The organism is Enterobacter sp. Tr-810 (genome assembly GCF_011752765.1).
Taxonomy (GTDB): Bacteria; Pseudomonadota; Gammaproteobacteria; order Enterobacterales; family Enterobacteriaceae; genus Enterobacter; species Enterobacter soli.
Genome location: NZ_VWWW01000004.1, coordinates 322,794 through 344,015, shown reverse-complemented (window position 1 = coordinate 344,015; position 21,222 = coordinate 322,794). Strand labels below are relative to the sequence as shown.

14 protein-coding genes and 1 pseudogene are annotated in these 21,222 nt (G+C 54.7%); 7 read left to right on the top strand and 8 right to left on the bottom strand.

Annotation, left to right across the window (positions count from 1 at the left end; genetic code table 11):
• Positions 1-253: 253 nt before the first annotated feature.
• Together F3J30_RS22665 and nudI are read left to right on the top strand one after the other, a co-directional pair.
• A pseudogene (locus F3J30_RS22665) lies at positions 254-361 on the top strand (addiction module antidote protein, HigA family); the annotation flags it as partial.
• Between the two features lie 87 nt (positions 362-448).
• On the top strand, positions 449-874 hold the full coding sequence (gene nudI / locus F3J30_RS14430; protein ID WP_166717675.1) for a nucleoside triphosphatase NudI: 426 nt from the start codon (positions 449-451) through the stop codon (positions 872-874).
• A gap of 3 nt (positions 875-877) precedes the next feature.
• Here the strand turns inward: nudI and F3J30_RS14425 are convergent, their stop codons facing one another.
• From F3J30_RS14425 to F3J30_RS14395, 7 genes are all read right to left on the bottom strand, one after another.
• Positions 878-1,387 (bottom strand): DUF6622 family protein, encoded by a 510-nt coding sequence (locus F3J30_RS14425; RefSeq protein WP_166717674.1) that lies wholly within the window; start codon positions 1,385-1,387, stop codon positions 878-880.
• A gap of 81 nt (positions 1,388-1,468) precedes the next feature.
• Positions 1,469-2,503 (bottom strand): fimbrial protein, encoded by a 1,035-nt coding sequence (locus F3J30_RS14420; RefSeq protein ID WP_166717673.1) that lies wholly within the window; start codon positions 2,501-2,503, stop codon positions 1,469-1,471.
• 11 nt (positions 2,504-2,514) lie between these two features.
• Positions 2,515-5,043, bottom strand: coding sequence for a fimbria/pilus outer membrane usher protein (locus F3J30_RS14415; RefSeq protein WP_166717672.1), 2,529 nt, complete (start codon positions 5,041-5,043; stop codon positions 2,515-2,517).
• A gap of 43 nt (positions 5,044-5,086) precedes the next feature.
• Entirely contained in the window at positions 5,087-5,746 is a 660-nt protein-coding gene (locus F3J30_RS14410) for a molecular chaperone (RefSeq protein WP_014071445.1), read from the bottom strand.
• 39 nt (positions 5,747-5,785) lie between these two features.
• Positions 5,786-6,328 (bottom strand): fimbrial protein, encoded by a 543-nt coding sequence (locus tag F3J30_RS14405; protein ID WP_166717671.1) that lies wholly within the window; start codon positions 6,326-6,328, stop codon positions 5,786-5,788.
• A 78-nt stretch (positions 6,329-6,406) separates the two neighbouring features.
• Positions 6,407-7,027 (bottom strand): LuxR C-terminal-related transcriptional regulator, encoded by a 621-nt coding sequence (locus tag F3J30_RS14400; protein WP_166717670.1) that lies wholly within the window; start codon positions 7,025-7,027, stop codon positions 6,407-6,409.
• 388 nt (positions 7,028-7,415) lie between these two features.
• Complete coding sequence (locus tag F3J30_RS14395) at positions 7,416-8,597, bottom strand: PLP-dependent aminotransferase family protein (protein ID WP_014071448.1); 1,182 nt, start codon at positions 8,595-8,597, stop codon at positions 7,416-7,418.
• A gap of 488 nt (positions 8,598-9,085) precedes the next feature.
• Between F3J30_RS14395 and F3J30_RS14390 the strand changes: the two genes are divergently transcribed.
• The 5 genes from F3J30_RS14390 (at position 9,086) to F3J30_RS14370 (ending at position 20,200) form a co-directional block, all read left to right on the top strand.
• Positions 9,086-10,708, top strand: a complete 1,623-nt coding sequence (locus F3J30_RS14390; protein WP_211053259.1) for a ShlB/FhaC/HecB family hemolysin secretion/activation protein — start codon at positions 9,086-9,088, stop codon at positions 10,706-10,708.
• The gene (locus F3J30_RS14385; protein WP_014071450.1) at positions 10,708-11,256 is read left to right on the top strand and encodes a toxin-activating lysine-acyltransferase; all 549 of its coding nucleotides are present in this window, start codon (positions 10,708-10,710) and stop codon (positions 11,254-11,256) included. The genes F3J30_RS14390 and F3J30_RS14385 overlap by 1 nt, the downstream gene beginning before the upstream one ends.
• Entirely contained in the window at positions 11,249-19,177 is a 7,929-nt protein-coding gene (locus tag F3J30_RS14380; protein WP_166717668.1) for a hemagglutinin repeat-containing protein, read from the top strand. Before F3J30_RS14385 ends, F3J30_RS14380 begins: the two co-directional genes overlap by 8 nt.
• 11 nt (positions 19,178-19,188) lie before the next feature.
• Positions 19,189-19,548: a hypothetical protein gene (locus F3J30_RS14375; RefSeq protein WP_014071452.1), complete on the top strand. Its 360-nt coding sequence runs from the start codon at positions 19,189-19,191 to the stop codon at positions 19,546-19,548.
• Between the two features lie 91 nt (positions 19,549-19,639).
• On the top strand, positions 19,640-20,200 hold the full coding sequence (locus F3J30_RS14370; RefSeq protein ID WP_166717667.1) for an Ail/Lom family outer membrane beta-barrel protein: 561 nt from the start codon (positions 19,640-19,642) through the stop codon (positions 20,198-20,200).
• A gap of 50 nt (positions 20,201-20,250) precedes the next feature.
• Here the strand turns inward: F3J30_RS14370 and F3J30_RS14365 are convergent, their stop codons facing one another.
• Entirely contained in the window at positions 20,251-21,147 is an 897-nt protein-coding gene (locus tag F3J30_RS14365) for a LysR family transcriptional regulator (RefSeq protein WP_166717666.1), read from the bottom strand.
• Positions 21,148-21,222: the final 75 nt, after the last annotated feature.

The window sequence follows — 21,222 nt, the reverse complement described above, 5'->3', positions numbered from 1 at the left end:
CTGCGCCTTACCCGGCCTACTCGATAAGCGATTAAATAACTTCATTAAAATAAAACGCTTACAGCGACTCCATGGTCCGGCCAAAAATCGCCGAAGCCGTTTGTTCCCCCTCACCCTAACCCTCTCCCAAAAGGAGAGGGGACAGTCCGTGATCGCATTCCCTCTTCCACAGGAAGCGAGCATCAGACCACACTATTTTTCACATATATAAACAAGGTATTAATCATGGATCTACGTATACCCACCGGACCAGGCGCTGATCGCCAATAAAATCCCCCTTACCGCTGATATGGCTTCCCGTCTCGCAAAGACATTCAACACCAGTGTCGAATTCTGGCTGAACCTACAGAAAAATTCTGATAACCCGCGGTAATAATCCGCCACCAGTAACACACCAACCACCACGTACCTGCTACGATAAACCACACTCATTTTTCAGGAAGAAACCATGCGTCAACGTACGATTGTCTGTCCGATCATTCAGAACAACGGGGCTTATCTGCTGTGCAAAATGGCCGATGACCGTGGGGTATTCCCCGGCCAGTGGGCGCTTTCCGGTGGCGGGATGGAGCCAGGAGAAACCATGGAGCAGGCGCTGCGCCGTGAAATTTGCGAAGAGCTGGGCGACGCACTGGAAATAACCGACGTGAAGCCCTGGGCGTTTCGCGATGATATCCGCGTGAAAACTTACGCCGACGGCAGCACGGAAGAGATTTATATGATTTACCTCATCTTCGACTGCTACAGCGCCAACCGTGAAGTGACGTTTAACGAAGAGTTTCAGGAGATAGCCTGGGTACAGCCGGAGTCGCTTAAAACCCTGGATCTGAACGAAGCCACGCGCATCACCTTCGCCCAGAAAGGGTTGCTGTAATCCTCACGCGGGTACGCGGGCGAGAAAAACGCTCGTGTACCGGATAAATTTACCAATAAACACCCCGGCAAACACCCCACCGGAGGCAATTGCAAAGGCGCTCATGGCGGGCTGTTGCAGTGTTTGCGGCGAAATGGCGCTCATCACACCCAGCACATATTTCACCAGAAACGCCAGCATCATAAACGGCAGCGCGGTATAGTCGGCCGCTCGGGAAATACTGCGCGGTGCGGCAGCTCGGGCAATGGCTGTAGACCGAATCAAAACGTACCCCAGCGCGGCCCCCGCCAGAATACCTGCAACCCACAACGCAAGCGTTGTCACGGTAATCTGGCGGTAGATAACCAGATCATAAATATCCCATACCAGAAAAATGGCGGGAACAATCGCGAGTTTTTCCAGGGTGACCGTGGCAGGCTTGCGCGCCCGGATCCCGCGAGAGATAAGAAACACAAACAGCACCCATACCCAAACGGGCGTATGAGTCAGAATACCATTCAGGAAATCGAACATGGCGCTCACCGCGTGTTATAGCGACCGTTATCGCATCGGATAATTATTGCGCAAATTAATCCGGACGCAATCCCGATCAGGTTATTTGAACGTCACGGTAAATGTGGCTGTCGCGCTGTAATCACCAGGAAGCGGTGCATTCGTCGTCCAGACAAATCCTGCATAGTAATCGTGCGTAAGCTGCTCCCCACTAATCACACCAATGGACTGCGGTGTGTTCAACGCAATACGCGGCTCCATCAGACTATTGGCGGAAATAATGAAACCAAAACCACTGCTAGCCGTTGGCATAATAATTACGCCATCTTTTACCGGATTCGTTGAACTTAGCGTCATCAGCAGCGTCTCACCGGTGCAAGTTTTGCCGCTGGATTCGCGGGTTAAATCCACCTGAAGGGTAAAAGGCTTGGTTTTTTCTAGCTTACCCGGCGTGGCCCAGCTTCCGTTGATCGTCCCGAAATCGAGCGTGTCCGGCACCAGCAACACTTTCGGTGTGCAGGCCAGAAACGTGATTTTATCCAGCCCGGTGATGGTCAGGTTAAAGTTGCCATCTTCAGTTACCGTTCCGCCCCGTAAGCCACCTACGCCATCCACCTGGAACAGCGACAGGCTGACATCCCCCATCACTTTGCCATTTGCCGCCGCGGGACGCCCTGTGGTTTTAATGTAAACCTGATAGGTAAGTGAGAAGGTCTGCGACGTGGCAGGTGAAGAGCATCCCCCTTTCCCGTCAGACTTGCACACCGTGCCGGGGCCGATTTCAATTCTTTCGCCTTTTTTCAACTTATAATCGACATTTCTGAAAGTAATGCCAATCTCTAGCGAATCGTGCACATTCTTCACCGCATCCTTCGGATCCAGCCATAGATAGGCACTTTCGCCTTGTGGGTATTTGTCCGTGTCAGAGCAGGTAAACATCGCAGTAATAGGCGATGAAACCCATATTTTGGTGTTGGTGCCAAAATCACCTACGGATGCCTTTATCACGCTATCAATAGCGACATATTGGCTAACCGAGCCTTGCGCCTTGCAGGTTAGCGCCATCACGGTGGAAGAAAATAACCCGAAGCAAAAGACCACGACGGCGTAGACCAGGTATCGTCCCTGAATTTGCATTGCGCTCTCCTTTATCGACAAATTGCGTTCATTTCGTGATAACCCGCTTTTGCCTGATTATCCGGATGTTCATCCGGAAGCTTAATGCGGCACTGTTCGTCAGCACCTGCGCCCCAGCGAATCGTGATCTCTTCACCTGCCGTTACGCCGGAAACAAAAATATCCCCGTCAGTCCCGACGATGCCATTGTTACGCTCGCCACGGCTATAGGCTTGCGCCCCAACCGGGGGAACGCTGTTATCCGGGAGCTTGCTGTGGATCAGCACGCTGTCCCCTCGCCAGGTTTCAAAGGTGACCCGCGTGATAGCACCCCGGGTAGGTACGTTATTCTGCGTCGCCACGGGCACGTCAAGATCGTCCGGGAAATCACGGGTATTTAACGACCAGGCATTGTTGCGGTACGGGATCGCATTCGGCGCAATCGCATAGCCCGAATCGTTAATCCGCACGCCTGTCTGATGCTCAACGCCCACACCTTGCGCATTTTGCGCTTCAATTAAGGTAAACGTGGTTCCCGGCGGCTGCGACAGCGTCACCCCACCGCGGTGAGCAACAATGCCTCCCGCCAGGTTCATACTCGTTTGCTGCACATTTTCCGCCGTGGAGTAGCCCAGCCACAGATTCCCGGCTCCGCCCCGATACCCCATGCTCAGATCGCCTGCCGTTCGTTCCGAATCATTCTGCTCAACCTGCATGGCATAGCTGAGACGGTTATCTTCCAGCATTGATCCGCTTAAACCAGCTGATGACGACACGTTACCAGCACGATCGGCATGAAGATCGGTGGTCACCGTCGCCGGATGGCTGCCAAAGTTCAACGGTAGCGACAACCGCAGATTGACGCTGCTGTCATTTGAGAAGTAGTGGTTTCGGGTGTTCTGGTAATAAAGGCTCCAGCTCACATTACCCAGTCGTGAGGCAAAACCGGACTGAACCGTGGTGTCTTTTCCCGCCTCTTTCCAGTAACTTTGCTGGCTGAATGTCAGATAAAACTGGCTTATGTCGCCAATCTGCTGGCTCATCGAGATATCCAGCCGCGCTTTTTTGGTCGCATAGTCGGTTTCATAACCAACCTCAGGCTTCGAAATGACCCACTCAGAATCGTTCATACTGGTGTCGTCCCAGTAATACGTTTTGTACCGACCATTATCCCAGCGACGACGCTCCTGAACGGATTCCTGAAAGTCGTAATAGCCAGAAGAAGAGTAACGGTAACCCGCTACCTGAAAATCCGTTCGGGAGTCCATAAATGACTTGGCGTAGAGGAAACGCGCACTGCCCCCCTGCTCAGCATCACCGCGTGCCAGGCGCGTATCCGATAAAGAGAGATCGACCGACACTGCGCCAAAATGCCCCATATTTTTGCCGACACCCAGCGCCGCACTCCGATAATGCTCGGCTGAAAGCAGGCCACCAGAAAGAGTGATCGAGTCGCTTGCCCCATAGGAAAGCTGGCCTTCCGCAAATGCCGGGGCATAACCATCAGCACCGTCGTGATACTTCCCGGCAGCGATATCATAGTTCCACTGACCGTTTCGTATCAGGCCTGGCAGAACGGTATAAGGGATCACCATGTTCGTTCTGCGCCCGTCGGTTTCGATAATCGTGATGTACAGATCGCCACTCTGGCTAACCGGAACGACGTCATCAAAAGCAAACGGCCCTGGCGGAACGTTAGTGGAGTAGATCAGGTATTTATTCTGACGCACCTCCACACGGGCGTTGCTTTCCGCCACGCCTCTGACGACCGGCGCATAGCGTGACTGACTCTCTGCGCGCATCATGGGCTCCGACGCCAGTTGGGCTCCACGAAACGGAATGCTGTCGAAGAGCGCCGTTCCGGTGCTCGCCTGCCCAAGCAGCAGGCGGCTCTTGAGCGAAGGGATCGCCCTTTCTGCCCATGAAGAGACATTTTGCCAGTAACTCGACTCCCCGCTTCGCTTAGTCAGATTCGCCATATGACGCAATCGCCATGCGCCAATGTTGATGCCATTATTCAGATAAAGATAAGCGTATTGACTCTCCTGACCACCGCTCTTGTTGTTGCTTGCCACGAGGTTGTAGTTCACAAAAGCGGCGTTAATACCGTCGTCGTAACGCGTCGAGGAGACAGCCCCTTTCGGCTGAGTGAGCATATTCAACTGAGGGACCTGAATATCCAGCCGATGCTCCGCCATCGTGAACCCTATCGACGCCCCGTTAATTCGCTGTTCGAGAGGGTAGCAACTCTCTTTATCGTCGGCAGGTATCGCGACTGACCAGGCACGAAGCTGCTCCGCGCTAATGCAGGGGTGGAGCATGTTGTCGGCTTTATCCTGCAAAATCTCGACGTCACGCTGTTCGACCAGTTTCTGGTTTACATATATATCGAGTGAATAGGTTCCGGGAATAATACCGGAGTCAGGATCAATCAAATTGATGAAAGATTGATCCCCATTACCGTGGAAAAAAGAGGTGTTGTACTCGCTCTGAGCCGCACACTCGGTGCCAGAAACCAGCAAAGAGGTGAGAGCACACAGGGGAATCCATGCTCGTTGCATAATGGTTCATCCATGACATTATTAAATAACCCGCAACGGTGGCTTAATTTATATTGACGTCAACAATGCCGCCATAGTCATTAATATAGGTTAAGCCAACAATCCGCGATCCTTTTGGAAAAGAGATGGTTTCACTACTAAAAGGTAAAACCATAGGTGCACTCATTTTTAATTGCTTTGATTTAGGAGGCTGAATAATTAATTGACTCAGGCTGATATGCAATGGCCCGTCATTTTTAACGTTCAAAGAATCCGTTTTCTTTATAAATTTTAAATGACTTACCTGCTCCTCAAGCGTGGTTTTTAAACCCACTGGACGATAAAAAAGTTTGAGACGTGTCCGGATAGCCAGTTGCATTACATTTGGCTCGCTGGCGCGAGGAGGAATTTCTTGTACGTTAATCCAGTACAGACTTTCTCGATCGCTCGGCAATCCCTTACCGGAGTAAATAAAACGCAACACGGCAGATTGATCGGATTTTACTTTCAGGACCGGTGGAGTCACCACCATCTCTTTCCCGGGTTTATCAGAATCTTCATCAAGCCATGTCTGAACGATATAGTTCTTCTCCGACGCATTATGCAGCGTCAGGGAAGCGGATTTGTACTCACTCGAATAAATAACCCGCGAACTCTCAATCTGGATAGCTGAAAAGGCCGATACGGAATACAACACCAGTAAACCAATAATGAGCGACTTCATAATACCACCCTAAAAAGCAGGCCCGAAGGCCTGCTCCTGCTATTGCTGAACAATGGTGAAATTAGCCGTTGCGTTTGCTTCCCCGGTGGTAAGCGCAGCCTGGTTGTAGGCGTAATAGTTGGCTTTCAGGAAGAATGTTCCACCGCCCTGATCGTTTTCAGTAATCGTAATGCTGGCATCATCTTTATCCAGCGTCTTGGATAAGGTGATATTATTATCTGAAATATCCTTGATCTGAATCCCCACCCCTTTCGCCGTAGTGCTGGCGCTGGTGTTTTCTAAATCAAGAATGTTCGGTTGACCAGACGGGCTCGTTCCATCGAGCACGAGATAGTAAGTTCCTGGCTGGCAGTTCGTCAGGTTGATGGCAAAACCGACTTCAGGACCATTGGCATCTTTTAACAGCGTTTCCTTCGGTATTGTACCCATAGGTACGGTAATCTCGGCCTTTTCCGCGCCAGAAATCTGGCATGTTGAGGAACCAATTTTACCAATGAACTTCAATTTACCGTCCGCTGCATGAGCGAAAGAGGTAGCGAGTCCCAACACAACCATGGCCGCGCAAAGTGATTTTAATTTCATATACAGCTCCTTCTGTTTTTTACAATAAATAACGGGCGAACACCGGGTTATCATCCTTTCCTGGCTGAAACACGATTTTCAGAATGCCTTTACATCCGTAGTGAGATAATTATAAAGCCCTGTCAGGCTATCAACATGTAACTTGGTATAAATATTCCGGCGGTGAATGCTGACCATCTTCTCGCTAATATCGACCTGCCGGGAGATCTCTTTATTTCCCTTCCCAGTGATAATAAAAGGCATAAGATCAATTTCTCTGTGCGTGAGAGTTGCTTTTTTCTTAATCATCGCCCAGGTTTTATTGGTTACGGATTTTGAAATAATCTGCCCGGCGTTATCTTTAATCATGAAACTACTTATTTTTTCACGAGACTCACTATTATCAATCAAAAAATCCGCAACAGAATCAAGTACAATATTCTCAGTAACGTCAACAATTCGTTCATTGGCTGTAATGATAAGAATATTATTTAATACGTTTTTGCGCTTTAATTTCAATAGCAGAAACAACAAATCATGACTGGCGAAAGCGTAATCAACTATAATCGTTACTGGAGATGCCATTGCGATATCAGGCAACATACCTTTCGCTTTTTTAAAGCTCAAAAAAAAGAGTTCGCGTTTCTCTTTAGAACAGGTTTGTATGATTTCTTTAAGCCCAATCCTGAACCAGGAATTATCAGATACACAAATAATCATCGTCCATAGCCTTATAATGATCCATGTATAACATTCCGCGAATAGAGCCTGTGAATAGATTTACCCCTGTGCTACTGCAAAAAAATCACCCAGCCACTGTGCTTATTCCATATGACATTATTCAGATCAAAATGAATGAGATGCAAATAAGAATATGGGCACCAAGTGTAAGAGCAATCCTAAAAATGATGCTACAAAAAGTGCGATCCTTAGAAAAAAATTACGACAAATTAGTTAGTTAGAATATGTTAATTTAAGTATAACCATTTTAATACAATCCAAAAACATGGTTGAGGCATGATCCTGCGCAAATTAATGTGAAGTTTTTTAAAACACTACTTTGCCTTCACAGATTAAATTACATGCAGAATCATGCCTCCACGCTGAATTACAGCGATATTTTCAGTCGTCTTACGGCCTCTTTCAGCTGCTCATCCGTTGGCGTAACGAATGACATACGCAGCGTGGTGTGATCCGGTTCGTTGCAGTAGAAGAATTCACCCGGCACAAATACGACACCGTTGCTGAGCGTTTTTTCCAGCCAGCGGGTGGTATTGATGCCGTTATTCATCTTCGCCCAAAGGAACATACCGCCTTTTGGCTTATGGAATGACATCACATCGCCCAGTTCCGCTTCCAGCTCACTGGCGAAGGTCTGATATTTCTGGCGATAGGCTTCGCGAATCATTTTAATTTGATCTGCCAGACGGCCGGTTTTCAGATATTCATAGGTCATCAGCTGCGACAAGGTGCTGGTATGCAAATCGGTCGTCTGTTTCAGATTCACCACCGCGCGTTTCAGCCACTCAGGTACAAGCACCCAGCCCACGCGAGTTCCCGGAGCGAGGATTTTAGAGAAAGTGGAGGTATAAACCACGTTCTCTTCGTTGCCAATATCTTTGGCATGGGCAATCAACGGGCGGAAGACTTCGTCGGTGTAATTAATTTCGCTGTACGGATCGTCTTCAATAATCACGAAGTCATAACGCAGGGATAATTCCACCAGCTGCTTACGACGAGCTTCAGACAGCGTTACACCGCCAGGATTACCAAAGGTCGGGACAATATAAACCGCTTTGATGGTCTTTTTAGCCACCAGTGCTTCAAGCTCATCAACAATCATGCCGTCGCCGTCGGTACCCACCGATTCAAACTGCGCCTGCGCCAGTCCAAATACCTGCAAAGCAGCCAGATACGTAGGACGTTCCACCACGACGATATCGCCTGGGTTAATTAATGCGCGGGCCAGCACATCAAGGGATTGTTGCGAACCGGACGTAATAACCACGTCATCAGCATTACAGGTAATTCCACGGCCAATACAAATCTGTTGAATCGCCTCGCGCAGACCCGGAACACCCTCTGTCAGACCATACTGAAAGGCCTCACCAAAATGCTGTGATAAAACAGCATCTGCGGCAATTTTAAGGCCTTCGTGATCGAAAAGCGCCGGATTAGGAATACCACCGCCCAGCGAAATCACTCCCGCCATTTTGCTATGTTTTAATAATTCACGGATGGCAGATGATTGCAGGCCTTGTGCACTGCTGGCGAGTTTATTAACAGACATTCTCTTGTAACCTTATTTTTTATGATGTGCTCAATCTTAGTATCACATGCAAATCGCTTTGATAACCCTTTTCAGCGCTGGCCGCACGAATGTTCTGCCTGCAAGTGCGTCAACCCCCACCACAAGGCAGAATAACCCACCAGAAAAGTAAAAATAAACCACATTAAAACCTACTCACCCCTTCCCTGCCCACAATCAGGAAATGGGCGGGGAAATAACATCATCAATCGTGGTGAGGATATATTTTCCCTCAGCGCACCAAACGCAAATATATTCCCCGATTTCACCTGACCTACCAGATTTAAGGATATTCAGGCTCGGAATCTTCCGAGCTTTAGGATTAATCCCCCTTTTATTACCTCGCCAATATTTAAACAATCTTACACAAATTCACATTGCATCCTTTTTTCTTACATTGCGCGGAACGTTTGATGATAGCCCGACAAAATATAGCGATAATAATATCCACAGCCACTGGCCTGTCTTTAATGCTCTCTGCCCATGCTGCCGAGCCGAATGATCAGTTTATTATTCAGCAGCAACGTCAGAAAGCACTTGAGCAGCAACTGACGCCGCCCGTCCCGGATGTGCGTCTTTCGGAGCCATCATCAAGCTTTGGCAGGATTGATTTCCCCACCGAAACGCCCTGCTTCCCCATTCAGCGTGTCGCGCTGAGCGGCCAGGATGCCCTTCCCCACTGGCTACCCTTGCAGCGTATTGCCGATCAGGCTCAGGGGCGCTGTCTTGGCGGCAAAGGCATTAACTTGCTGATGAGTACGATGCAAAACCGCATTGTCGATCACGGCTGGATCACCACCCGCGTTCTGGCGCCCTCGCAGGATTTAAAAAGCGGCACGCTGAAGCTGGCGATCGTCCCGGGCTATGTCCGCCACGTGACGCTCACCAAAGAGAGCGACGATTACATCCAGCTATACAGCGCCTTCCCGGCCCACGAGGGCAATCTGCTGGATCTGCGTGACATTGAGCAGGGGCTGGAGAATTTACAGCGCCTGCCCACCGTGGAAGCCAGCATGGAGATCCTGCCCGGCGAAAAACCCGGCGAGAGCGACGTGGTGATCACCCGTAAGCAGAGCAAGATGTGGCGTCTCGGGCTGTCGCTGGACGACGCAGGAACCGAAACCACCGGGCGCTACCAGGGCGGCGTCACCTTGTCCCTGGATAACCCCTTCTCCCTGAGCGATCTGCTGTATGTCTCCGCCAGCCACGACCTTAACGACAAGAGCGGCAAGGGCAGCAAAAACTACACAGCGCACTACTCGGTGCCGTTTGGCTACTGGATGCTGGGGGTGACCGGCAGTGATTACGACTATCACCAGACCATCGCCGGGCTGAACGGGGATTACCGCTACAGCGGTAAAAGCAAAAACCTCGACGTGCAACTCAGCCGCGTTCTGCATCGTAGCGGCTCGCAAAAAACCACCTTCACGTACGACGTGCTGGCACGCGAGACGCGCAATTACATCGACGACACCGAAGTGGGCGTGCAGCGACGTCAGACGGCGGGCTGGCGCGTGGGGCTGGAACATCGCCACTACATCGGCCAGGCCACGCTGGACGCGGGCATCAGCTACCAGCGTGGTACGCGCTGGTTTGGTGCCCAGCCAGCCCCGGAAGAATTTACTGGCGATGCCACCGCCCTGAGCAAAATTACCCAGCTCAGCGCCCAGCTCGATCTGCCGTTTGACATCGGCTCGCAGAACTTCCGCTACAACGTGCAGTACCAGCGCCAAATCAGCAACACACCGCTGACGCCGCAGGATCAGTTTGCCATCGGTAACCGCTGGACGGTGCGCGGCTTTGACGGGGAACGCACCCTGAATGCCAGCCACGGCTGGTACGTGCGTAACGACCTGGCCTGGAGCACGCCGCTGCCAAACCAGGAGCTTTATCTTGGCGCGGATTACGGTGAAGTGGGCGGTTACAGCTCGGACTACCTGATTGGCAAACATCTGGCAGGCGGCGTGGTGGGGCTGCGCGGCAGCGCCTTCAACACCGGGTATGACCTGTTTGCCGGCACGCCGTTCTCGAAGCCGGATGGGTTCACCACCAGCAATCTTACCCTCGGCTTTAACCTCAACTGGAGCTGGTGATGCGCATCGGAAATCTGGATATCAAAGCCCCGCTGATCCTCGGCGGTGAAGAGAGCGAAGCGGAAGTGCTGGGTGCTACCGTCTGGCTGTGGATGCACTCGCCCATGCACCGGGATGCGCCCCTGCACGCGCTGCCAACGCTGCTGCTGCCCATTATCAAACGCCGCCAGTACGTCCTGATCAGCGAAAACGAACGCCCGGTGTTTTTCCTGAGCTGGGCCTGGCTTAACGAAGAATCGGAAGCGCGCTACCTCACCCGCCCGTCGATTGAGATGAAAGAAGAGGACTGGGACAGCGGAGACCGGATGTGGTTTTGCGACTGGATCGCCCCCTTTGGCCACACCAGCGCCATCAAAAAACTGATCCGCGATGACATCTTCCCTGACCACTGTTGGCGCGCGCTCTATCACCGTGGGGCAGAGCGCGGCAAACGTGTCGTGATGTTCCACGGCGGACACATCAGCCGTACCACCGCACGCGAATGGCAACTGAAACACCCGCTCACCGTCAATCTGCCGGAAGCGCTGAAAGGAACGAACCATGAATAAGAACCTGTACCGGATTGTCTTTAACAAAGCGCGCGGCATGTTAATGGTCGTGGCGGATATCGCCCGCTCTGGCCGCGCCGGTTCGTCCCGCTCATCCGGCATCGGTCACACCCATAGTCGTCTTGTCGGCAAGGTGAGTGCCCTGAGCTTTAGCCTGTGGATGGCAATGGGAGCCATACACAGCGCCGAAGCGGCCATTGTCGCTAACAGCGGTGCACCAAAAAACCAGCAACCAACGGTCATCAAAAGCGCCAACGGCACGCCACAGGTGAACATTCAGACCCCGTCCAAAGCCGGGGTATCACGCAACAACTACACCCAGTTCGACGTGGATAAAAACGGCGCGATCCTCAATAACTCCCACAAGAATGTGCAGACCAACCTTGGCGGCATGGTGGCGGGTAACCCCTGGCTTGCCAAAGGGGAAGCCAAAGTGATTCTGAACGAAGTGAGCTCACGCGACCCGAGCAAACTCAACGGCATGATCGAAGTGGCCGGGAAAAAAGCGCAGGTGGTGATCGCCAACCCGGCGGGTATCACCTGTAGCGGCTGCGGTTTTATCAATGCCAACCGCGCCACGCTCACCACCGGCCAGGCGCAGATGAAAGACGGCAACCTCACCGGTTTTAACGTCGAGCGCGGTGAAGTAGTGGTGGACGGCAACGGGATGGATACCTCCGGCGCAGATTATACCGATATCATCGCCCGCTCGGTGAAGGTCAACGCCGGGCTGTGGGCGAAGGATCTGAAAATCACAACCGGGCGCAACAAGGTCGATGCCGCCCATGAGAAAATCGAAAAAGGCAGCGATGATGACGCCACGCGTCCACAGCTGGCGGTGGATGTTTCCAGTCTTGGCGGCATGTACGCCGGTAAAATCCGCATGGTCGGCACCGAGCGTGGCGTGGGCGTGCGCAATGCCGGCGCCATTGGCGCGCAGGCTGGCAACGTAACCCTCACCGCCGATGGCCGAATCGAAAACAGTGGAACCCTTCGCGCCAGCGACAGCGCAGCCCTGCGTACCGCTGGCGAGGTATCCAACACCGGTGTGCTGACGGCGGCAAACAACGTGCAGGTCAATGCAGCAAGCCTGACCAGCAGCAAAGAGAGCGTTCTGGCCGCCGGGGTGAACACCGACGGCAAGCTTGCGGATGCCGGTGATTTGCAGCTGACGACCAGCGGGCAGCTCAGCGCCCACGGCCAGACACTGGCCGGGGGTAACCTCAGCGCCAGTGGTCAGGGCGTGGATGTGAGCGGCAGCCAGACTCAGGGTAAACGTGTCACCCTGAACGGTGGCGCGCAGGATGTAACAACCGCCAGCGCCAACGTCAGCGCCAGCGAGCTAACGGTCCGTACCGGTAAAATGCTCAATAACACCGGCGGTACGCTGAGCGCTGAGACGGTGAACGTCAGCGCTCACGATCTCGTGAACCAGAAAGGCAAGCTGCTCCAGAGCGGCAGCGGCGCGCTTGCGGTGACACTGCCGGGCAATATTGATAACCAGCAGGGGCAGATTGGCGCGGCGAATGGCGTGCAGCTCGGCGCGGGTACGCTTAACAACACCGAAGGCCAAATCGTTGCCGTGGCGGGGAAAACCGGGCTTGATACCGGCAGCCTGAATAACGAGCAGGGGCTGATTTCCGCCGCCGCAGGCGACGGCGAAATTCGCAGCCAGCAAAGCGTAAACAACACCAAAGGGCGTATCGAGGCGGCAAAAACCCAGCACATCAGCGCGGGCGACGTGAACAACCAGCAAGGGGTGATTGTCGCCAGCGGCACTACCCTCGCGCTGGGCAGCGGCACGCTTGATAACCGCTCCGGCTCCCTGCTTTCTCAGGGCGCACTCAATGTTGACAGCGGCGCTATCAATAACCAGGACGGCTTCCTTGCCAGCGACGGTAATTTTGCGCTTAACAGCGGGGATGTGGATAACACCCGCGGCCAGATTGGTGCGAACCAGAGCCTGAATGCCACCTTTGCCGCGCTGCACAATAGCGGCGGTGCCGTGAAATCGGTCGGCGCGATGACGCTGACTGGCGGCGATCTTGATAACACCGGCGGCACCACCTTCTCGGGTGCCAGCCTCGCGTTCACAGGCGATACGCTGAACAACACCAGCGGGCAGCTGGCGGCAGCCGATGGCCTGTCGCTGAACGCGGCGAGCCAGCTGTTTAACACCTCGGGCGTGCTTCAGGGCAACGGCATTAACCTGACCACTGGCGCACTCGATAACAGCGCCGGGACGCTCAACAGCCTGGATGCACTAAACCTCTCGGCAGGCAGCCTGAACAACCAGGCGGGCACACTTGCCGCCACGGGTGCGGCCGATATCGCGGCAAACAACGTAGATAACCGCAGTGGTGGGCGCATTATCGGCAAGTCGGATGCCGCACTGCACACCGACAGCCTGCAAAATGGCGGCGGGCAGATCCAGACCGTTGGCGACCTGTTGCTCGACAGCGCCAGAGGCCTGGTCGATAACGCGTCCGGGCTAATCCGCAGTGGTAAACAGCTGACGGTCACGGCGCTTAACGTTATCAATCAGAACACCCAGGGCGAAAATCAGGGGCTGGAGGCGCAGAATGTTGCCCTCAATTCAGAGACGCTCGACAACCAGAGCGGCAGCATTCTGGCGAACAACGCGCTGGCGATCCGCAACAACGGCGTGCTGAACAACACCGCCGGTGTCCTGTCATCAGCGGGTACGTTTGATGCCAGCGGCAGCGGGCTGAACCTCATCAATGGCGGCGGTACGCTAAAAGCCGGTGAAAACCTGAACGTGCAGGCCGATACTCTCGATGGCAGCGGACAGCTGTTATCGCTCGGGAATATGACCCTGAGCAGCGCAAACAGCGTCGCCCTCAGCGGCAGCACCCTTGCCAACGGCAATCTCACCTTCACCACGCCAGGGGACATCACCAACAGCGGTAAGCTGATGGCAGGCAGTGCGCTGAATGTGCAAAGCGCCAATCTCACCAACGTTGCCAGCGGTGAAATTAATGCCGGAAGCACCACCCTGAATGCCTCCGGTACGGTGCTGAACTACGGCCTGATCGACGGCATTGCCACGCGAATCAACGCCGACACTCTGACCAACATCGGCACCGGACGTCTTTATGGCGACACAGTGGGCGTCAACGCCATCACCTTCAACAACCTGGCGGAAAACGGCACGGCGGCCACGCTTGCCGGTCGCGAGCGCGTGGATCTGGGCGTGCAGACCCTGAACAACAGCGGCCACGGGCTGATTTACAGTGCCGGGTCGATGCGCATTGGCGGCGCGCTGGATGAGAACGGTACGCCTGTTGGCCGCGCGGTGGCCATCAACAACCACAGCTCAACCATTGAATCTGCTGGGGATATGGCCATCGCCGCCTCGCAGATCAACAACATCAACGATAACTTCTCAACCGAAGTGGCGCTGGTTTCACAGGAACAGCTGACCGAATACCAGCACACCGGCTCGACCAGCCGCTGGAAAGCGGGTGATGAAGGCGTCTGGGTTGACGGTAACTCTTCCGATGGCCTGCGTAACCTCAACACCCCGGAAAAGAGCGGCCACGGTAACGATAACTTCAACCAGTACGACTACACCCGTACCGTTGAAGAGACACGCATCAAAGAGAGCGACCCGGCGAAGATCCTCGCGGGCGGCAATATGACCCTGACGGGCGACCGCCTGTTTAACGATAAGAGTCAGGTTGTCGCAGGCGGTACGCTGCTGATTGACCAACTGGGCAGCGTGCAAAACGACGATGTACCCGGCGTGCGCTATACCACCGATAACGGCAGCGTGACCCATTACTACCGTATTCGCCACAAAGGTGATGACGAACAGGGGCGCAGCAGCACCGCGTACACTCCACCGACGGCGATCCAGAGCATTGCGCTGAAGCCAGGCCAGCTTGTGAGCAACGGCAGCGTAGAGGGCAGCAATCTCAGCATTACCCCGCTGGTGTTGCAGGGAACCAATGTGGCGATTGGTCAGGCGGCAGGCGTCAACGCCACGCCTGAGCAGACCGTCTCCCCGGGCGAACCGGTGACGCCGCCTGCCGGGCAGCAGTTTGAAGTGACGCCTGCCGACGGTGCAATCCGCATTATCGGCCCGAACACCACCCTGCCGGACAACAGCCTGTTCAAGGTCAACCCGAACGCCGACGTGCCGTATCTGGTGGAAACCGATCCGCGCTTTACCAACGAACGGCAGTGGCTTGGCAGCGACTACATGCAAAATGCCTTCACGGACGATGGCGATAACACCCTGAAACGCCTGGGTGATGGTTATTACGAGCAGCGTCTGGTGCGCGAACAGGTGATTGGCATTACCGGGCAGCGTTATCTGGATGGCTTCAGCAATGACGAAGATCAGTATAAATCGCTGATGGACAAAGGGATCACCTTTGGCAAGCAGTACTCACTGAAGCTGGGCGTGGCGCTCACGCCAGAGCAGATGGCGCTGCTGACCGGCGATATCGTCTGGCTGGTCAATACTCGGGTCAAAATGCCGGACGGCTCAATGCAGACCGTGCTGGTACCGCAGGTTTACGCCAAAGTGAAACAGGGGGATATCGACGGCTCCGGGGCGCTGATTGCCGGGAATAACGTGTCGATGAAGCTCAACGGCGATCTGTTTAACAGCGGAACCATTGCCGGACGTAAAGTGCTGCAACTGGATGCGGACACCATCACCAACCAGTCCGGCACTATTCAGGCCACAGACGTGAACCTGAACGCACGTACCGACATCAACAACATCGGCGCAGCCATTGTGGGCGACAACAGCGTGCTGGCTAATGCCGGGCGCGATATTAACGTCACGACCACCACTACCAGCGGGCAGAGCGTTAACGGCGAAAACAGCTTTACCCGCACCACCATCGACAGCGTTTCCGGCATTTACGTGCAGGGCGACGACGGTAAGCTGGCGCTCCAGTCCGGGCGCGATATTACGCTCACCGGGGCGCAGGTGATCGCCAGCGGCGAAAACGGTAAAGCACAACTGGTGGCCGGGCGTGACCTGAACCTGAACACCGTCACCACCGCCAGCAGCGACAATCTGGTCTGGGATGCGGATAACACCCTCAAACAGAGCAGCACAGACCACAACGCCAGCACCGTACAGGGCGTGGGCGGCGTCGCGCTGGCAGCCAATAACGACATCAACGTGCGCGGGGCGCAAATCACCTCAGACGGCGCGCTGACCGCTGCCGCGAAGCATGACGTGAACATCGAAGGCGTGCTCAACGACAGCCAGCTTGATGAGAAACATAAAGTGGTGGGCGGTAACGGCTTCTTATCTAAAACCACCACCAAAACCCGCGACACGGTAGACCGACAAACCGTTCAGGGCAGCGAACTGAGCGCAGACTCGGTGAACATCGCTGCCGGAAACGATCTCACTGTGGCGGGCAGCAGCGTGGTCGGCTCGGGCGACGTGGCGCTGCGGGCAGGCAACGATTTAACCCTCACCAGCATGGGCGGACGCAATAACGAAACCCATCTGAAAGAGGAGAAAAAATCGGGGCTGATGTCCTCCGGCGGCATTGGCTTTACCGTGGGCTCACGTAAAGAGACAACCGACCAGGCAAGCCAGGCGCTGGCGGGACAAGGTTCGACGATCGGCAGTCTGAATGGCGATACCGTCCTGCTGGCGGGTAACAACTACCGCCAGACCGGCAGTACGGTGGCCTCACCGAACGGCAACGTAGCGATCCAGGGTAAAAACGTCACCATCGAGGCGGCGCAAAATACCTATGCCTCACAGTACAAACGCACCGTTGAGCAGAAAGGCTTTACCCTCGCGGTGAACGTACCTGTGGTGCAGGCGCTACAGAGCGTGATTGCCTCCACGGAGAAGGTCGGGCAAAGCAAAGACGATCGCATCAACATGATGGCCGCCGCTAACGCCGCGTGGGACAGCGCCCGCGCTGCCAACACCATGATGAATGCCGCTCAGGGCGTGATGGCAAACGGTGCACAGGCGGCGGCGCAGAACGTCAGCGTCTCGTTGACCTACGGCGAGAGCAAGCAGACCCACACCCAGACCAACGACAGCACCACGGCGCTGGCCAGTAAAGTGAATGCCGGGAAGCAGGCTGTGGTGGTCGCCACCGGCGGCGAGCAGTCTGACATCAATATCATCGGCTCGGACGTCAGCGGCAAACAGGGCACCACGCTGTTTGCGGATAACGACATCAATATTCTGGCGGCGCAGCAGGAGAGCCACGACCGCAGCACCGACAACTCCAGCGGCTGGAACGCCGGGATAGCGGTGAGCTATGGTCAGGGCGGCGCATCCTTTGGCGTCACCGCAGGCGCCAACAAAGGCAAAGGTTACGGCAACGGGGATGAAGTCTCCTGGCGCAACAGCCACGTGGGCGATATGGACAGCCAGACCCGCATCATCAGCGGCGGCGACACCACCCTGCGCGGCGGGCAGTTGCTTGGCAAGGGCGTAGATATCACCGCCGATAACCTGTACATCGAAAGCCTTCAGGACACCATGACCTACAAAGGCGAGCAGAAAAGCATGGGCGGCCAGGTCACGGTGGGCTACGGCTTTGCGGCATCGGGCAACTACGGCCAGTCGAAAGTGAACGCGAACTACGCCTCGGTACAGGAGCAGTCCGGCGTCTTCGCGGGTAATGATGGCTATAACATCAACGTGAAAGGCAATACCGACCTGACAGGCGGGCTGATTACCTCCAGTGAAAGCGCCGAGCTTGCCGGGAAAAACCAGTTCAGCACCGGCACGCTGAGCTGGCGTGACGTTCACAACACCTCGGAATTCGAAGGCAACGGCTTTGGCATTGGTGCCTCGGTCAGCAACAACCCTGACACCGGAAAAGATAAAAATGTCACCTTCGGTATCGGTCACGACAGCGGGAACGACAGCGGCACCACCCGCAGCGGGATTAACACCGGTAATATCACCATCACCAATCCGGACTCGCAGCAGCAGGCTGTCGATGGCGTGAAAACAGATATCACCACCGAAACCGCCGCGGCGAACTCAGGGGCGATTAAGAACAACTTCGACAGAGACGAGGTGTTTAAAGAGCTGAACCTGCAAGTCAGCGTGACGCGTGATTTCAAAGAGAATGCGAATCGCCAGATTGGCGAGTATCTCGATGACAAGCAGGCCGCTGCGCGTAAAGATCTTCAGGACGCCATCGATAAAGGCGATAAAGCGAAGCAAGATGCTGCGATCGAAGATATATACAAACTGCAATATCAGCGCCGCTTCCTGCAAACACTGGTTGGTATCGTTGCCGGGTCGCCGGATGCTGCGATAACCCAGGGCACGCTGTCGCTGGCGGCGACGAAAATGCGCGAAGAGACGCTGAAAAACTCCCTGCTCTTCCCGGGGGTTGTCGATAAAGACGGCAACGTGATCAGTAATGTTTCCGGCCCAAGCGACGGACTGTACGACGGCGTTAAGCTCGGGGGCGTCCGCGTTGGCCTCGACTTCATCTGCGGCGATAAAAACATCCGCTGCGTAAATGATGAGAATAACAATAACGCCCTTGTTCTCGACGACAAAGGCCGGGTTCAGTACAAAGGGGATGAACGTCATAAGACATTCGACGCCCTGCTGGAAGACCAGACGTTATCTGCCGGGCTGTACGGCCCGACCGGCGGGTTCCAGGGCGGCGTGGGGATGATGAACTCGTGGACCTATTCGCCTGGCTCCTTCCTCGACGATCTGGTGGAAAGCTATGCCGGTACCCATGATTTGGTGGGCGGCCAGCTGCCCGGTTTTTATGATGGTGAAGGGAATACCGCCCGGGGTCGCAGCCCGCTGGCTGACGTAGCGGCCAATACCTGGACCATCGCAGCGATTCCGATTGCCACACCGTTTGCCATGAGCGAACTGGTGTCGCCTGAGCTGCTGCAATTTATTTTCTCAACCTCTCAGTAAGTGAGCGAAACATGAAAAAAAGTCTGCTGGTTCTGTTGCCCCTCCTGCTCACCGGCTGCGTGGTGGGCAATATGGACTCAACCGATTATCAGTACGTGAAATACGCCCAGACCTTCCAGAAGCTGGATAAAACCGGGCGTACCGACACCGCTCAGCGCAAAGAAGATCTTTACAGCTGCGGGGTGCCCAGAAGAGCCAATCTGGATGACGGCAGCTGGAACGGCGGCAGCGCCCGGCCTGGGCAAACGCTTCAGGAAGTGGTTGCCAGAGAAGAGAAAATCTCAAGCTGTATGAAAGCGAAAGGCTACAAGGTCTACGGCTACGATGAGTGCGGCCCGCTGAAAGCCCCGACCGGGCTGTGCCCGAATTAACTTTATCACCTTATTTGGCGTGGATTACCCCGCCTGTATTGCCGGAGCTTTCCGGCAATCATTTAAAAAAACAACGAAAGGATGACGGTAAATGAAAAAGATATCTCTGGCGGTATTGATTGCGGCAAGCCTGGCAAGCGGCGCTGCTCTGGCGGATAACCAGACTGTTTCTGTTGGTTATGCGCAGAGCAAAATCGAAGACTTCAAAAATATCCGCGGCGTGAACGCGCAGTATCGCTACGAGTGGGATTCCCCGTGGAGTGCAGTAGGCTCATTCACCTATATGAGCGGCGATCAGGATGACCATTATTATGTAGATTCCGACTCGGTGAAAAATCACATTGAAGCGAAATATTACTCCCTGCTGGTTGGCCCGGCGTACCGTATTAATGAGTACGTTTCCCTGTATGCGCTGGGTGGCTTTGCACACACCAAAGCCGACGTTGACACCAAGTGGGTGAACGCTGGCGATGGCTTTACCCAGAAAGAGAGCCGCTCCGAGAAATCGACCTCTTTCGCTTACGGCGCGGGCGTGCAGTTTAATCCAACCCCGGAGCTGGCGATTAACGTCGGCTACGAAGGCACGAATGCGGATCTGGACGGCAATTACGCTATCAACGGCTTTAACGTGGGCGTGGGTTATCGTTTCTGACAGGTGCGGCCGGGTGGCGGCTACGCCTTACCCGGCCTACGGTCCAGATATTATGCAGGCACGGCAACAGGCAATGCCTGCATAATATGCGCAATAAACTGCGAAAGTTTTGGTAACGGGCGTAAATCCTGTCGCCAAAGCAGATGCACCGGCCTCGGTTCCGGGGTGTAATCCTCAAGCACCCGCACCAGCCTGCCGCTCGCCAGCTCTTCCGCCACCAGCACCTCCGGTTGCAGGAGTAACCCCGCCCCCGCTCTTGCCGCCATGCGCAGCCCGTAGCCGTCGTTACATCTCAAGATAGCATCGCGCTTCCAGCGCACCTCCCCTTCCACGCCCGGCAGCCGCCACTCGTTGCGCGCGGTCCAGACCGTGTGCGACAAACACAGGTGATCCACCAGGTCGGCGGGCGTTTGCGGTGTGCCGTAACGGGCCAGATACTCCGGTGCGGCGCAAATCACCATCCGGTACGGGCAGAGGTATTTTGCCACCAGGTCATCGTGATGGATGTCGCCAATACGAATGGCCAAATCAACACCTTCGTCCACCAGATCCACCATCCGGTTAGTCAGATCCAGCTCGACCCGCACTTCCGGGAAACGCTGTAAAAACGTGGCGGTAAGCGGGGCTACCACGCAGCCACCGAACGACGTGGGCGCGGATACCCGCAAGGTTCCGGCGGGTGTCGCACGCAGACGCTCAACGGCGCGTTCTGCCGCCGATACCTGCTCCAGCACCCGCTTTGCTTCGTCAAAATAGACACGTCCGGCGTCAGTCAGGCTCTGGCGGCGGGTGTTTCGCTCGAGCAGGCGCGTACCCAGTTGAGACTCCAGCAACGCAATGTACTTTCCGACCATCACCGCCGACATCTCAAGGCGCGATGCGGCAAGGGTGAAACTGCCGCATTCCACCACCGCGATAAAGGTCTCCATGCCGCGAAGCTTATCCATATTGCAAACCTCTGGTTAGTAATCATCTAACTTTAGCCCAGTTTATCTGACTTTTTATTTATTAAAGAATGAAGG

What these genes read in the sequence shown, in the direction of transcription:
- nudI (WP_166717675.1), top strand. Translation starts at nt 449, where the DNA reads ATGCGTCAACGTACGATTGTCTGTCCGATCATTCAGAACAACGGGGCT.
- F3J30_RS14425 (WP_166717674.1), bottom strand. Translation starts at nt 1,387, where the DNA reads ATGTTCGATTTCCTGAATGGTATTCTGACTCATACGCCCGTTTGGGTA.
- F3J30_RS14420 (WP_166717673.1), bottom strand. Translation starts at nt 2,503, where the DNA reads ATGCAAATTCAGGGACGATACCTGGTCTACGCCGTCGTGGTCTTTTGC.
- F3J30_RS14415 (WP_166717672.1), bottom strand. Translation starts at nt 5,043, where the DNA reads ATGCAACGAGCATGGATTCCCCTGTGTGCTCTCACCTCTTTGCTGGTT.
- F3J30_RS14410 (WP_014071445.1), bottom strand. Translation starts at nt 5,746, where the DNA reads ATGAAGTCGCTCATTATTGGTTTACTGGTGTTGTATTCCGTATCGGCC.
- F3J30_RS14405 (WP_166717671.1), bottom strand. Translation starts at nt 6,328, where the DNA reads ATGAAATTAAAATCACTTTGCGCGGCCATGGTTGTGTTGGGACTCGCT.
- F3J30_RS14400 (WP_166717670.1), bottom strand. Translation starts at nt 7,027, where the DNA reads ATGATTATTTGTGTATCTGATAATTCCTGGTTCAGGATTGGGCTTAAA.
- F3J30_RS14395 (WP_014071448.1), bottom strand. Translation starts at nt 8,597, where the DNA reads ATGTCTGTTAATAAACTCGCCAGCAGTGCACAAGGCCTGCAATCATCT.
- F3J30_RS14390 (WP_211053259.1), top strand. Translation starts at nt 9,086, where the DNA reads ATGCTCTCTGCCCATGCTGCCGAGCCGAATGATCAGTTTATTATTCAG.
- F3J30_RS14385 (WP_014071450.1), top strand. Translation starts at nt 10,708, where the DNA reads ATGCGCATCGGAAATCTGGATATCAAAGCCCCGCTGATCCTCGGCGGT.
- F3J30_RS14380 (WP_166717668.1), top strand. Translation starts at nt 11,249, where the DNA reads ATGAATAAGAACCTGTACCGGATTGTCTTTAACAAAGCGCGCGGCATG.
- F3J30_RS14375 (WP_014071452.1), top strand. Translation starts at nt 19,189, where the DNA reads ATGAAAAAAAGTCTGCTGGTTCTGTTGCCCCTCCTGCTCACCGGCTGC.
- F3J30_RS14370 (WP_166717667.1), top strand. Translation starts at nt 19,640, where the DNA reads ATGAAAAAGATATCTCTGGCGGTATTGATTGCGGCAAGCCTGGCAAGC.
- F3J30_RS14365 (WP_166717666.1), bottom strand. Translation starts at nt 21,147, where the DNA reads ATGGATAAGCTTCGCGGCATGGAGACCTTTATCGCGGTGGTGGAATGC.